This is a genomic window from Type-F symbiont of Plautia stali (genome assembly GCF_059731105.1).
In genome coordinates this window covers 287784-302129 of sequence record NZ_AP035909.1, presented here as the reverse complement: position 1 = coordinate 302129, position 14346 = coordinate 287784, and the positions used below count along the sequence as shown (strand labels likewise).

14 protein-coding genes are annotated in these 14346 nt (G+C 57.2%); 4 read left to right on the top strand and 10 right to left on the bottom strand.

The features are described from left to right. Positions 1–41: 41 nt before the first annotated feature. Positions 42–1025: a quinone oxidoreductase gene (locus tag AC6I7A_RS01335; RefSeq protein ID WP_058956997.1), complete on the top strand. Its 984-nt coding sequence runs from the start codon at positions 42–44 to the stop codon at positions 1023–1025. A gap of 208 nt (positions 1026–1233) precedes the next feature. On the opposite strand, the gene pspG is transcribed toward AC6I7A_RS01335, so the two are convergent. The 3 genes from pspG to AC6I7A_RS01320 all read right to left on the bottom strand — a co-directional run bounded on the left by pspG (position 1234) and on the right by AC6I7A_RS01320 (position 4026). Further along, positions 1234–1500 carry an envelope stress response protein PspG gene (gene pspG, locus AC6I7A_RS01330; protein WP_009092609.1) on the bottom strand — a complete coding sequence of 89 codons (267 nt, stop codon included), beginning with the start codon at positions 1498–1500 and terminating at the stop codon, positions 1234–1236. 176 nt (positions 1501–1676) lie between these two features. Beyond that, positions 1677–2669, bottom strand: coding sequence for a tRNA dihydrouridine(20/20a) synthase DusA (gene dusA / locus AC6I7A_RS01325; protein WP_009092610.1), 993 nt, complete (start codon positions 2667–2669; stop codon positions 1677–1679). A 106-nt stretch (positions 2670–2775) separates the two neighbouring features. Next, positions 2776–4026: a conjugal transfer protein TraF gene (locus tag AC6I7A_RS01320; protein ID WP_058956996.1), complete on the bottom strand. Its 1251-nt coding sequence runs from the start codon at positions 4024–4026 to the stop codon at positions 2776–2778. A gap of 450 nt (positions 4027–4476) precedes the next feature. On the opposite strand from AC6I7A_RS01320, the gene zur reads away from it, so the two are divergent. Then, positions 4477–4998: a zinc uptake transcriptional repressor Zur gene (zur, locus tag AC6I7A_RS01315; protein ID WP_009092612.1), complete on the top strand. Its 522-nt coding sequence runs from the start codon at positions 4477–4479 to the stop codon at positions 4996–4998. Between the two features lie 42 nt (positions 4999–5040). Here zur and dinF read toward each other — a convergent pair whose 3' ends face one another. The 3 genes from dinF to AC6I7A_RS01300 form a co-directional block, all read right to left on the bottom strand. Continuing rightward, positions 5041–6363: an MATE family efflux transporter DinF gene (gene dinF, locus AC6I7A_RS01310; protein ID WP_058956995.1), complete on the bottom strand. Its 1323-nt coding sequence runs from the start codon at positions 6361–6363 to the stop codon at positions 5041–5043. 100 nt (positions 6364–6463) lie between these two features. Continuing rightward, on the bottom strand, positions 6464–7078 hold the full coding sequence (gene lexA, locus AC6I7A_RS01305; RefSeq protein WP_009092614.1) for a transcriptional repressor LexA: 615 nt from the start codon (positions 7076–7078) through the stop codon (positions 6464–6466). Positions 7079–7183: 105 nt separating this feature from the next. After that, the gene (locus tag AC6I7A_RS01300; protein ID WP_009092615.1) at positions 7184–7552 is read right to left on the bottom strand and encodes a diacylglycerol kinase; all 369 of its coding nucleotides are present in this window, start codon (positions 7550–7552) and stop codon (positions 7184–7186) included. A 127-nt stretch (positions 7553–7679) separates the two neighbouring features. Between AC6I7A_RS01300 and plsB the strand changes: the two genes are divergently transcribed. Beyond that, positions 7680–10103 (top strand): glycerol-3-phosphate 1-O-acyltransferase PlsB, encoded by a 2424-nt coding sequence (gene plsB / locus AC6I7A_RS01295; protein WP_009092616.1) that lies wholly within the window; start codon positions 7680–7682, stop codon positions 10101–10103. A 276-nt stretch (positions 10104–10379) separates the two neighbouring features. Here plsB and ubiA read toward each other — a convergent pair whose 3' ends face one another. The 4 genes from ubiA to AC6I7A_RS01275 all read right to left on the bottom strand — a co-directional run bounded on the left by ubiA (position 10380) and on the right by AC6I7A_RS01275 (position 13062). Then, on the bottom strand, positions 10380–11264 hold the full coding sequence (gene ubiA, locus AC6I7A_RS01290; RefSeq protein ID WP_058956994.1) for a 4-hydroxybenzoate octaprenyltransferase: 885 nt from the start codon (positions 11262–11264) through the stop codon (positions 10380–10382). Between the two features lie 10 nt (positions 11265–11274). Next, positions 11275–11787, bottom strand: coding sequence for a chorismate lyase (gene ubiC / locus AC6I7A_RS01285; protein WP_058956993.1), 513 nt, complete (start codon positions 11785–11787; stop codon positions 11275–11277). A gap of 86 nt (positions 11788–11873) precedes the next feature. Continuing rightward, complete coding sequence (gene psiE / locus AC6I7A_RS01280) at positions 11874–12284, bottom strand: phosphate-starvation-inducible protein PsiE (protein WP_009092619.1); 411 nt, start codon at positions 12282–12284, stop codon at positions 11874–11876. 70 nt (positions 12285–12354) lie between these two features. Next, positions 12355–13062: a UTRA domain-containing protein gene (locus AC6I7A_RS01275; RefSeq protein WP_009092620.1), complete on the bottom strand. Its 708-nt coding sequence runs from the start codon at positions 13060–13062 to the stop codon at positions 12355–12357. 206 nt (positions 13063–13268) lie between these two features. On the opposite strand from AC6I7A_RS01275, the gene AC6I7A_RS01270 reads away from it, so the two are divergent. Continuing rightward, positions 13269–14330 (top strand): ABC transporter substrate-binding protein, encoded by a 1062-nt coding sequence (locus tag AC6I7A_RS01270; protein WP_009092621.1) that lies wholly within the window; start codon positions 13269–13271, stop codon positions 14328–14330. Positions 14331–14346 lie beyond the last annotated feature (16 nt).

The following is a 14346-nucleotide window of genomic DNA, read 5'->3' as shown; positions in this document are numbered from 1 at the left end:
GCGTGCCTCACCCTCATGATGAAACAATCACAGGAGTCAGAATGGCAAAGCGTATTCAGTTCAGCGCGCACGGCGGACCGGAAGTGTTAACGTGGACGGATTTTGACCCGGCTGACCCGGCTGAACATGAAGTGCAGGTGGAACACCGCGCGATCGGGATTAATTACATCGACACCTATGTGCGCAGCGGCCTCTATCCTGTGGCGGCGTTTCCTTCGGGGCTGGGTACGGAAGCCACAGGCGTGGTGTCGCGGGTGGGCCGCGGCGTCACCCTGTTTAAACCCGGCGATCGCGTGGTCTACTGCCTGGCGTCAATGGGGGCCTACAGCGAAGTCCATAACGTGGCCGAAGATCGCCTGATGCATCTCCCGGAGGCGATCAGCTTTGAACAGGGTGCCGCCAGCTATCTGAAAGGGCTGACCACGCAGTATCTGCTGCGGCAGACCTATAAAATCAGCGCCGGCGAGACCTTCCTGTTTCATGCCGCCGCAGGCGGCGTCGGTTTAATCGCCTGTCAGTGGGCAAAAGCACTGGGCGCACACCTGATTGGCACGGTCGGCTCTGCGGAAAAGGCAACCATCGCCAGAAACGCCGGGGCCTGGGCGACCATCAACTATCGCGAAGAGAATATTGCCGCGCGCGTCAGTGAGCTGACCGACGGGAAAAAAGTGGGTGTGGTGTATGACTCTGTCGGCAAAGATACCTGGGAAGCGTCGCTGGATTCCCTGCGCCGTCACGGGCTGATGGTCAGTTTCGGTAACGCGTCCGGGCCGGTAACCGGCATCGACCTCGGCATTCTGAACAAGAAAGGCTCGCTGTTTGTTACCCGCCCTTCGCTGTTTGGCTACATCACCAACCGCCAGGAGCTGGAAACGGCCAGCGCCGAACTCTTCTCGCTGCTGGCAAGCGGCGCAATCAGGGTGGAGGTACCGGAGCAGCAGAAGTTTGCGCTGAAAGAGGCCAGCAAAGCACATCAGATTCTGGAGAGCCGCGCCACGCAGGGTTCCTGCCTGCTGATCCCCTGACCGGACAAACAAAAAGGGCTTCCCGCAGGAAGCCCTTCTCTTTTTTATTTTTTGTTCGCGCTGGTGTAGGGACAGCGGCGATGAATTCCTGTCGCGTCGATGGCACATCGCGTTGACAAAAGCCATCCTGCCAGAAAACATAAGTAAAAAATATGTTTAATTGCAGATTGCGGCTTTGCAATCTCTGACTCTGTGATCGCTCCCGCAATTATCGCCAGCTTTTCCGGTCTAACCTGTTGATCTTACGTCTTAGCTTACGTCGTGCCCGCGCTTCGCTGTCGCCAAAGAAGGCGCGATGCAGCCAGACCGCGATCACGGCCAGCACCAGCCACGGTAACACTTTGATAACAAGTGCAAACAGCCCGCCGACAAACATCACCAGGGTGGCGACCACCAGTGCTGCCAGCACGCCCAGCAGCGACACGCCGGTCAGCAACAGCATCAGGAAAAACCCCAATACAAATAAAATTTCCACGTCAGGACTCCTTTATCCACTTTCATACCAGGACAGTTACAAAAAGCGTGCCAACAGGTAACCCATTGAATAGTCGTGGTTTACGGGAAGGGAGTGTGAGATAACCTGGTGAAAAAGACCAGATGATGGCGTAAAAAAAACCAGCCCGAAGGCTGGTTTTCTGCGACGTGAGCGGATCAGGCTTCCTGTGGAATCTTATCCGCCACCAGCGCCAGCGCCGCTTCCAGAACGCGGACATCCGCCCCCGGCTTATGCGCATTTTCACTCAGATGGCGTCGCCACTGGCGTGCGCCCGGAATACCCTGGAAGAGTCCCAGCATATGGCGCGTGACGTGGCCCAGATAGGTGCCCTTCGCCAGTTCCGCTTCAATATAGGGATACATGGCGCGTACCACCTCAACCGGGTTAGCCGCCGGATGCTGACGCCCGAACAGCTGCTGGTCGACCTGCGCCAGAATGCCGGGGTTCTGATAGGCTTCACGGCCCATCATCACGCCGTCAAGGTGCTCCAGATGTGCCTGTGCCTCTTCCAGCGTTTTCACGCCGCCATTGAGCGCAATCGTCAGATGCGGGAAATCGCGCTTCAGCTGGTAGACGCGGGGATAATCCAGCGGGGGGATTTCGCGGTTCTCTTTGGGGCTGAGGCCGGAGAGCCAGGCTTTGCGCGCATGGATGATAAATGTCTCGCACTCGCCACGGCCCGCCACCGTGCCGATAAAGTCGGTCAGGAAGGCATAGCTGTCCAGCTCATCAATCCCGATACGGGTTTTCACCGTGACCGGAATCGACACCACGTCGCGCATCGCTTTCACGGCATCTGCGACCAGAGTGGCTTCGGCCATCAGGCAGGCACCGAAACGGCCATTCTGCACCCGATCAGAGGGACAGCCGACGTTCAGGTTGATCTCATCGTAGCCGCGCTGCTCCGCCAGCTTCGCGCACTGTGCCAGCGCCGCCGGATCGCTTCCGCCCAGCTGCAACGCAACCGGGTGTTCAGCGTCACTGTAAGCCAGATAATCCCCTTTGCCATGGATGATCGCGCCGGTCGTCACCATTTCGGTGTAGAGCAGGGTGTCGCCGGTCAGCTGACGATGAAAATAGCGACAGTGCCGATCGGTCCAGTCGAGCATAGGGGCGATGGAGAAGCGTTGCGAAGAAAAAGTAGCCATGTAGCGCAGACAATCCGGTAATTAAGGGTGATGGAATTCTGTGCAAGGATAACACAAGGGCGGGCGATAGTGCATCGCCCGCCCCCGGAGAGCCGGGATAATCCGCTTAGAAGTTAAAGCCCAGCTGCATCATCGCGCCCCAGGTATTGTTAGCACCGACGGAGCCAGCCAGATCCAGATGGACAGCTTTGTTAAACGGCGACAAGCCAAAACCTGCTGTGGCCACATTTTCGTCGTTAGACCGCATATCCGCCCGATAACCCGCGCGCAGCTGCAGCCAGTCAAGTACACGGTACTCCGCACCCACTGCCGCATACTGGCTGTTATCCTGAGTTTTGAAGCGTTTCGTTTCCGTGAGATCCACATCGCCGGTCACGGTAAACGGACCTTTATCCCAGGACAGACCGGTGGTGACCAGCGGGCGAATCTGGTAGGTGTCGCGGAACCCGTTAACCTCCCGGGTCTGCAGATCGCGTGAAACCAGGTTCTGTCCGGTCACACCCAGCGTCCAGTTTTCAGCAAAGGTGGTCGCCAGACCGGCATCAACGTTAAAGCCGGTGTCGGTGCTGCGATACTGACTGTTGTTGATGTCATTTTTGTCGTAGTTATAGATGCTGGCAGTGTAGTTATAGAGCCAGGTTTTCTGCACTTTTGGCGTCACGCCCACCGACACCGGCTGACCGGCGACAGTGAACTCATGCGCCACCGCCACACCATAATCGGTAACCAGCGCCGCTAAGCCGTTCGCACTGGAGCGAAGGTTATTCTGATCGCCCGGAACGGGCAGAATCGTACCGTTAGCAACCCCGCGCAGGTAGTTGATATCACCCTGTACCACGTTAGCCCGGACGTGTGCCGTACCGTAGGCTTTGGCGATAAAGGCGAAAGGCAGCGTTTCATTGGGGATTGTCACGGCGACGGCCGCACCCGCCCTGCCGTCCGCTTTGTTACCGCGCAAATCGCTGAGCTTGTCAGCGACATCGCCGGAGGCAGCACGCAGTTCAGGATAACCACGCAGATAATCGGCAAACGTCAGGTTACCAATCACACCGCGGTAACGATCCACGGTGTCGGTAATATCATCGACTTTATCGATCAGCTTATCTTTGTCCGTTACCTGAATGCCTGCTGAAGGAATAATAATGCTGACATTATCGTCAGATTTAGCACGCGTCATTAATGCCGGGTTCGCCAGCACTGCAGAGCCATAAACAGAAGATGCCACGCCGGTGCCGCCCATGGCGTCATTACGTGCATCATACCAGGTCCCTGCCGCCATGGCGGAAGAAGAAAGGAAAAGCGCGGTCGCTGCAGCGGAACAGATCAGCGCTGAGCGTTGAGCGGATTTTTTCACCATTTGCCTGCCATCACCTGAGAAAGTGTCGTTGATACATTCAACAACTGAATAGTTTGTCAGCCCTATTGTGAACCCTGGCTAACGCGTTATTGCTGTGAATTCAAAGGAAACAGTGTCTTAATTCAAAGGATTGGACGTTTTACGACCAGAATTAGCGTGTAATTATTAAAAACGGACCGGCTAATTTCAAATAATGTCAGACTTTTATTAAGTCTTTCTGAACATTACTTCTTAACTCAGTGAGATGCAAAGCAAAAGGACAAAAAATTCTGCTCCGGTTGATTTACAGGTGGATCGGTTTTTTCGTCAGATTTGAGATAGAGAGGAGCGAAAATTCCACAGGCGCTGTTTTTTCAGGCTAATTGTGCTGTTTTAACAGACAGAAACGCGCTTCAGCACCCCGACAGGTTATGTGATAAAATAACATCACTTATTCAGCGGAGAATTTTCATGACTACCATGACGTCGCAGCAAATTTTGATTCAGGCCGAAAAAATGTGCCTGCAACGTGGTGTGCGTCTGACTTCGCAGCGCGCTGAAGTGTTGCGTCTGATGGCGGAACAGCCGGGCTCAATCAGTGCCTACGACCTGCTGGATCAGCTCCGGATCAGCGAACCTCAGGCCAAACCTCCCACGGTTTATCGTGCGCTCGACTTCCTGCTGGAGCAGGGTTTTGTGCATCGGGTGGAGTCCAACAACAGCTATGTGATGTGTCACCATTTCGAGGCGCCGGCTCATACGTCGGTCATGCTGGTCTGTGACCGCTGCGCCGCCGTCACCGAGAAGCAGGCGCAGGGCGTGGAAAAGATTATCGCCACACTGGCGGGTGAAGCGCAGTTTGCCCTGCGTCACAGCGTGATCGAAGCCCATGGCTTATGCGAAAACTGCGCGGAAGCAGACGCCTGCACGCAGCACGAAAACTGCGGACATGACCATCAGGATGAGGGTAAAAAGCGCGGACGACGGGGATAAGCGGCGGAACAATCACTATCGGACGAAAGACGTTCTGCCTGCTCAGGCCGTAAACCAGCTATGCTGACGCCAGTGCCTGCGCCAGATGAGCCACAGTGAGAGGCCGCGCAGTGCGAGGAAAACCGTTACCGCCAGCCACAAACCGTGATTGCCCAGCACCGGCACGCTCAGCAGCGTCAGAAAATAGCCTGCGGCTGCCACCACCATGCTGTTACGCATCTCACGCCCGCGCGTTGCGCCGATAAACATCCCATCCAGCAGATAACACCAGACGCCGATCAGCGGCATGATCACCTGCCAGACCAGATAGCGGTCGGCCGCCTGCTGTACTGTCTGCAGAGAGGTCAGCAGCATCACGATTTGCGGGCCGGTAAAGGCATAAACCAGCGAGAAGAAGAGCGCCACCGCCGCCGCCTGTCGGCAGGCAGAGTGCCAGACGCGCAGCAGTTTGCTGCCATCTTTTGCGCCATGCGCTTCGCCTGCAAACGCTTCGACGGCATAGGCAAAACCATCGAGCGCGTAGGCGGTAAAGGTAATGAACATCAGTAATACGGCATTCACCGCGACCACCTCCGGCCCCAGCCTGGCGCCCAGCACGGTCAGCGAGGCGAAACAGAGCTGCAGCATAAGAGAGCGCAGCATAATATCCCGGTTGAGGCGCAGCAGCCGGGCGCTGTCACCGCGCCAGCTCTGTTTCAGCAGGCTGAACGGAATGCCGCGCAGCTTCAGAACCCGCCAGACCATCATGCCGCCGACGCCCAGCGTGATATATTCCGCCAGTGCCGTGGCGGTGGCTGCCCCCGCAACGCCCCAGTGCAGCCCCATGACCAGCCAGAGGTCGAGCACGATATTCACCAGGTTCCCCACCACCAGCAGGATCACCGGCGCACGCGCATACTGCACGCCCAGCAGCCAGCCCAGAATCACCAGGTTCGCCAGCGTGGCAGGCGCACTGAGCCAGCGGATCTGAATAAACAGTCCGGCCTGTGCCAGTACCAGAGGATCGCCGCCAACCAGATGGGTGGCCAGCTGAATAATGGGGTAACGCAGCGCGACAAACAGGAGACCCGCCAGCAACGCCATGATCAGCGGCTGGATCAGGGCGCGTGCCAGCGCCGCTTTGTCGCCTGCCCCGAAGGCCTGTGCCGCCAGGCCCGTGGTGCTCATGCGAAGGAAAAGCAGCAGCATAAAGAGGAAGCTGGTGACGGTCGTCCCGACCGCGACCCCGCCAAGATAGACGGGGCTGTCGAGATGACCAATCACTGCCGTATCGACCACGCCCAGCAAGGGAACGGTGATATTTGACAGGATCATGGGCAGCGCGAGCCGCCAGAGATTTTTATCGGTTGCCGTGATAAAGCGCATTCGCCATTCCGTGCTCAGTGTCGCTGCGCAGAGGCGGCAGCGACAAAATCAGGGCAGACAGAATAGCACCAGAAAAGGCGAATGCACGCAGGCGTCAGAATCAGAGCCATTCGCCGTTGCGTACGACACCCACCGCCAGACCTTCCACGGTCAGCGACTGGGCACGCGTATCGACAACAATCGGGTCGAAGTCGCTGTTTTCAGGCAGCAGATGCACGATAGCACCCTGCTTTTTCCAGCGTTTCACCGTCACTTCATCGTCAATGCGGGCCACCACGACCTGGCCATTGCGCACATCCTGCGTTTTATGCACCGCGAGCAGGTCGCCGTCCATAATCCCGATATCTTTCATCGACATTCCGCTGACGCGCAGCAGGAAATCCGCCGAAGGTTTGAACAGGCCCGGATCGACTTTGTAATGCGTCTCGATATGTTCCTGCGCCATGATGGGCTCACCGGCAGCAACCCGGCCAATCAGCGGTATGCCTTCTGAGGCTTCTTCTTCCATTAACAGACGGATGCCGCGCGATGCGCCGGAGACAATCTCAATGACGCCTTTGCGCGCCAGCGCTTTCAGATGCTCTTCTGCCGCGTTTGGCGAACGGAAACCCAGCTGCGCGGCAATCTCGGCACGCGTAGGCGGCATGCCTGTTGAAGTAATATGGTCGCGAATCAGGTCATAGACCTGCTGCTGCCTGCTGGTTAATGCTTTCATCCCGCCCCCTGGTTGTTTATACAGTCGCTGTGAGTATATACAGGTATTGGCGAAATGAAAACCGATTGTCAGGGAAAACGCGGCCTGAGCCGCGTTATGGAAGGTTTATCGCAAATGTGTCCAGAGCAGCGCGATCCAGACAAACAGGGCCAGTAAGATAGCCAGCAGTACCGCTGCCGAACCCATATCTTTTGCCCGGCCCGCGAGCGGATGATGCTCCTGACCGATGCGATCGACCACCGCTTCAATGGCGCTATTGAGGATTTCGACGATGACCACCAGCACCACCGACCCAATCATAAGGATGCGCGAGATCACATCAACGTCCAGCCAGCACGCGATAATGATCGCCGCCAGCGCAGCCAGGGCTTCCTGACGAAACGCCGCTTCATGTTGCCACGCGGCACGCAGCCCCTGCCAGGAGTAACCGGCGGCTTTTACTATTCTGATAAGTCCGGTGGCATTATTTGCCATGTGTGGGAACCCTTTTATCGGATTGACGTCAATGTCTGGGCTGCGTGCATTTGGCACCACCACAGATCTTCGCTGCACTTTCTGGTATGCTTGCGGCGCTTTGCTAACAAGAGGCTTCATGTTGTCTATGTCAGGTTGGCGTAAACTTTATTATAAATTGCTTAATTTACCACTCTCGTTTCTGGTAAAGAGTAAGGCCATTCCGGCCGATCCCGTGTCTGAACATGGTCTGGATCCGACCCGACCTATTATGTATGTTTTGCCTTACGATTCGAAGGCTGACTTACTGACTTTGCGCGCGCAGTGTCTGCGGCATCATCTGCCCGATCCGCTCTCTCCACTGGAGATTGATGGTTCCCTGCTGCCTCGCCACGTCTTTATCCACGATGGCCCGCGCGTCTTCCCCTATTTTGTACCCAGCGTGGAATCGGTGAAAATTTTCCACGATTACCTGGACCTGCATCGCAATAATCCCACGCTGGATATTCAGATGCTGCCCGTCACCGTGATGTTTGGTCGCGCACCGGGACGTGAAGTTCAGGGCGAAGCCACACCACACCTGCGGGTACTGAACGGCGTGCAGAAGTTCTTTGCGGTCATCTGGCATGGGCGCGACAGCTTTGTTCGCTTCTCGCCGACCGTATCGCTGCGGCGTATGGCCACGGAACATGGGACAGATAAGTCGATCGCGCAGAAGCTGGCCCGCGTCGCGCGTATCCATTTTGCCCGTCAGCGGCTGGCTGCGATTGGCCCGCGTTTACCGGCCCGTCAGGATCTGTTTAATCGCCTGCTGCAATCCAAAGCGATTGAAAAAGCCGTAGAAGATGAGGCGCGCAGCAAAAAAATCTCCCATGAGAAAGCGCAGCAGAATGCCGTCGAGATGATGGAAGAGATTGCGGCGAACTTCTCCTATGAAGCAATTCGCGTTACTGACCGGGTGATGGGCTGGCTCTGGAGCCGTCTCTATCAGGGCATCAACGTCAATGGCGGCGAAAAAGTGCGCCAGCTGGCGCAGGATGGTCACGAGATTGTCTATGTGCCCTGCCACCGCAGCCACATGGATTATCTGCTGCTCTCCTACGTGCTCTATCACCAAGGCCTGGTGCCGCCGCACATCGCAGCAGGCATCAACCTCAACTTCTGGCCAGCCGGTCCGATCTTCCGTCGTCTGGGTGCCTTCTTTATCCGTCGCACCTTTAAAGGCAACAAGCTGTACGCCACGGTATTCCGCGAATACCTCGGTGAGCTGTTCACCCGGGGTTACTCGGTTGAGTACTTTGTCGAAGGTGGCCGTTCACGCACGGGCCGTCTGCTGGACCCGAAAACCGGCACGTTAGCCATGACGCTGCAGGCGATGCTGCGCGGCGGCAATCGTCCTATCACGCTGGTGCCGATATACATCGGATATGAGCATGTGATGGAAGTGGGTACTTACGCCAAAGAGCTGCGCGGCGCGGCAAAAGAGAAAGAGGGCTTCATGCAGATGGTGCGTGGCCTGCGTAAGCTGCGCAATCTCGGTCAGGGCTACGTTAACTTTGGCGAACCGCTGCCGCTGGTTAACTATCTCAACAAGCGCGTGCCGGAATGGCGTGACTCGATCGATCCGATTGAGCCACAGCGTCCCGGCTGGCTGACCCCGACCGTGAACGATATTGCGGCTCGCGTGATGGTGCGGATCAATGAAGCCGGCGCGGCTAACGCCATGAACCTCTGTGTTACGGCCCTGCTTGCCTCACGTCAGCGCTCACTTACCCGCGAACAGTTGATTGAACAGCTGGAGTGCTATACCCAGTTGCTGCGCAATGTGCCTTACTCGCCGAATGCGACCCTGCCCGATCTCTCTGCGGAAGCCCTGCTGGATCACGCCCTAGGCATGAACAAGTTTGAGAGTGAAAAGGACAGCATTGGCGACATCATCATTCTGCCGCGTGAGCAGGCGGTGCTGATGACCTATTACCGCAACAACATTCATCACATGCTGGTGATGCCGTCGCTGATTGCCGCCATTGTTCAGCAACACCAGACGCTGAGCGAAGCGGAACTGCTGCGTCAGGTCAGCCTGATCTATCCGATGCTGAAGAGCGAACTCTTCCTGCGCTGGGAGACGGATGAGCTGCCGCAACTGCTGACTGAACTGAGTCAGGAGCTGGCGCGTCAGGGTCTGATTACGCTTGAGGCCGGAGAACTGCGCTTTACCGCGGCGCGCTATCGCACGCTGCAACTGCTGGCCGCCGGTGTGCGTGAAACGCTGCAGCGTTATGCCATTACCTTCTCGATTCTCAGCGCCAAGCCGACGATTAACCGCGGCACGCTGGAGAAAGAGAGCCGGACGCTGGCACAACGTCTCTCCGTGCTGCACGGTATCAACGCTCCGGAGTTCTTCGACAAAGCGGTCTTTACCTCACTGGTACTGACGCTGCGTGATGAAGGCTATATCAGTGACAGCGGAGATGCGGATGTGGCACAGACCCAGGCCACCTGGCACATCCTGGCTGACCTGGTGACCAGCGATGTCCGGATGACCATTGAAACGGCTGTCGCGCACGACTGATACCCGCGTAAAGCAAAAAAGGCGACCTTAGGGTCGCCTTTTTTACAGGTCTGTTCCGATTCGCTGTGAGAGGGTGCCAGCTCAGGGAACACGGTCAGATCGGAAAGACGCAAAAGCCGTCATCCATGACCCGCTCGGCCCGCGCCGTCCTGGCGCGGGACGCTTTCCTCTTCTGACCGTGTTCCCTGCGTGCTGAAATTATTCATTGCTGCCGGATTCACCCGGCATCAGGCTTGGTGACCTCCCGAATCGCCTTACTGCGTCTGAAACTCTCAGTCAGAACAGCTGAGTGAACGGCGGCGTATTCATTAAAATGCCGAGGAACAGCACCATCCCGACATAGTTGTTATTGAGGAAAGCCTGGAAACAGGGCTGACGTTCGCGCCCGGCTATCAGCTTCTGCTGATAAACAAACAGGGCGGCAGCCAGCAGGAGTGTCCAGTAGAAGGCGCTGTTCAGGTGCAGCATCGTCCCCACCCACGCCATCAGCAGCAGGGTCGCCAGTTGCAGCAGACCAATAATCAGCTTGTCGAAGCGACCAAATAAAATGGCGGTCGACTTCACCCCAATCTTCAGGTCATCGTCCCTGTCCACCATCGCATACTGCGTATCGTAAGCAACCGTCCAGCAGATGTTGGCAATGAATACCAGCCAGCAGACCAGAGGTAAGGACTCACTAACTGCACACCAGGCCATAGGGATTGCCCAGCCAAATGCGGCCCCCAGTACGACCTGCGGCAGATGGGTATATCGCTTCATAAAGGGATAGACCCAGGCCAGCGCCAGCCCCACCACGGAAAGCATGATGGTCATCAGGTTCATGGTCAGCACCAGCGCAAAAGCCACCAGCCCCAGAATCACAAACAGCAGCTTCGCTTCTCTGGCACTCACCGCGCCGCTGGCCAGCGGCCGATGTCGGGTGCGCTCAACGTGACCATCCACTTTGCGATCGGCATAGTCATTGATGACACAACCCGCCGCCCGCATCACAAAGACCCCGGCCACAAACACCACCAGCACCGGTAACGGCGGCATCGCCATGTCAGCCAGCCAGAGTGCCCAGAGCGTGGGCCACAGCAGCAGCAGCGTGCCGATCGGTTTATCGATGCGCATCAGGCGGCTGTAGTCCCGCCATTTATTCAAACTTAAGCTCTTTTCCACCACAAAATCCTCAGACCAGATCGCGATAGAGCGGCGATGCCGGTAAAAACAGTTCAGTCAGCAGCAGCGGCTTGCCGGAGAGGCGCAGACGCGACCGCCGCCCCCACAATGCATCAATCTGTCCGGGTTCAATAAAATCGCGGGTCAGCGTCGAAGAGGAGAAAAGATAGCGGCCCAGAGGACGGGTACCCAGCTGCTGCAGCATCGCCTCAGGCCCGTTGAGGGTGCTTTCCGGCACCAGGGTGCGGCCCGCCAGCCAGGGCTGATCGTCGCCGAACAGCAGCACTTCACGCAGCCAGAAGCGTTCATCATCCGGCAACAGGGCGCGTTCCTCGCCCAATTCGCTGGCGTCGATAAAGCCTTCGCGCAATGGCTGAACCGTCACCCGCTGACAATGCTGTTCAAAACGGCGCGTCATTGAATCCTCTTCCATCAGCCAGTCGAGCAACGGCGGCGCAAGGGCTGCCTGCGATGGAGAAAGCCAGTTGAGCGCACCTAATAAGCTGAGCGCGTCTTGAGACATAGCACCACTCCCGGTAATTTTGAGGTCGGTAGTTTAGCGCAGAGACGCGATGCGAACACCTGCCGTCGCACCAGACGGCAGGTGAATTATTCGCGTTTCAGCCGGTTGCTGTTTGCCAGCCACAGCGTAATGACCAGCATCAGTATCGCCGCCGAGTAGCAGAGCGTATCGAAGGGATTTTTGTGATCGACAATAATCAGGCGGATGATCGCCGTAATGCCGATGTAGACAAAATAGCGCAGCGGAAAGTGATAGCCGGACTGAAAGTACTTCACAATCAGGGCAATAAATTCGAAGTAGAGGAAATAGATCACGATTCCCTCAATCAGCAGATAGGAAGAGGCCTGCTCGCCGGTATTAAACAGCACGTTTGCCAGATGGATCGTCTCTTTGCCTAAAAAGACGATCAGGATGATCGCCAGACTCAGCAGGCCCACATTCAGCACCCATTGCAGTGCTGTTGCAAGGTGGCGGGCCAAAGGATTTTTGTCACTCATGTTGCGCCTTAAAATGGAGTTATCAGCGCGCATCATCATGCGCGAGTGTGATGTAAATCACAATAACTCCTCAGGCTTCGACATCCACACAGAGCGCATCATAGCGCCAGTATTCACAGTCGCAGTCGATCACCGCTTTTTGCTGATTGCGGTTGATGCGGGTGATCAGCAGGCCGGGGCTGCCGGTCGCCACATTCAGCGCAGGTGCGGCAACGTCCGGCAGCGGGCCGGGCAGAATGGTAAAGCGCGCGCCACCGTAACGAATACCGTAGCGCTGGTCATAGAGGTCGGTCAGGGAGCGCGTCAGGTCTTCCTCCAGCAGGCCAGGGAAAAAGTGCGGATTCAGGTAGTGTTCCACATAGAGTACCGCGCGCCCATCAATGCGCCGCAGACGGCGGATGCAGTAGACCACCGAGCCGGGGGCCAGACCCAGTGCTGTCGCCACAGCGTCCTGCGCGGCTACCTCGCCAGCCGCAATAACCTCCGTCGTCGCCCGCCGCCCCTGCTCCGTCGCCATCGCATGAAAGTGGCTGTGGTGCAGCGGGTTGTAGACCAGCCGCGGCGGCGCGATAAACCAGCCCCGACGCAGCTCGCGGTAGATCATCCCCTGCGCTTCCAGCTTGCCCAGCGCTTCACGCAGCGTGATCCGCGTGGTGCTGAAAGCCTCGCTTAAGGCGCGTTCCGCCGGCAACCGCCCGCTCTGAAACTCGCCATCCCGGATACGGCTCAGCAGTGCACTGGCGATCGCCTCCGCCGTTTTGAGTGCGATTGACTCCACAACAGTAGCCTCATTCTGGTGCGACTCCGCACTATAACTGTTCAGGTTAACGCGCCTGTGACGGGCGGATGACCCGGGTCTGCTGCCTTTCTTCCCCCGTATCGCGCGGTTCTGTCATAAATCGTTCATATACAGGGGCTACATTGGCTCGATTCTTGCTGGACTAGACCAGTCAGGCCCCTCAACTTACACCCGGAGCAACTGAGATGAAAGCGTTTATCGCCTCTGTAGTAGCCAGTGCTGTAGTGCTCACCCTGCCCGTCGCGCAGGCCGCCGATAACGACCTCGCCGCGCTGGAAAAAGCGGCGCGCAGTGAAGGCCAGGTCAACAGCGTCGGGATGCCGGACAGCTGGGCCAACTGGAAGGAGACCTGGAGCGATCTCAACAGCAAATATGGCCTTAAGCACAGCGACACCGATATGTCATCGGCGCAGGAGCTGGCGAAATTTGATGCGGAGAAAGATAACGCCAGCGCTGACATCGGCGATGTCGGCGCGGCCTTTGGCCCCATCGCCGTGGCGAAAGGGCTGACGCAGCCATATAAACCGACCCACTGGGATCAGATCCCGGCCTGGGCCAAAGATAAAGAGGGTCACTGGGCGCTGGCCTATACCGGCACCATTGCTTTCCTGATCGACAAGCAGCAGGTTAAGGATATCCCCCACAGCTGGGCCGATCTGAAAAAAGGTAAGTATGTGGTTACTATCGGTGATGTCGGCGTGGCAGCTCAGGCAGCCAACGGTGTGCTGGCGGCAAACTACGCATTAGGCGGCGACGAGAAGAACCTGAAACCGGCGCTGGCATTCTTTGCTGACCTGGCAAAACAGGGGCGTCTTGGCGTGACCGATCCGGTGATCGCCAACATCGAAAAAGGGGAAGTGCAGATGGCGGTGGTGTGGGACTTTAACGCCCTTAACTACCGTGACCAGATTGATAAAAGCCGCTACGAAGTGGTGATCCCCTCTGACGGTTCTGTGACTTCCGGTTACACCACCCTCATCAACAAATATGCGAAACATCCTGCCGCGGCAAAACTGACGCGCGAATATATCTTCTCAGACCAGGGCCAGATCAACCTGGCGAAGGGCTATGCCCGTCCGATTCGTGCCGAGCATCTGACGCTGCCTGCGGATGTTCAGGCTCGTCTGCTGCCGCAGTCAGAGTACAAAAATGCCCGCCCGGTTAAAGATCAGGCCGCCTGGGATAAATCGTCAAAAATGCTGCCGCGCCTGTGGCAGGAAAACGTCATCATCAACATGCAGCAGTAACCTGCGGCGGGGAGAG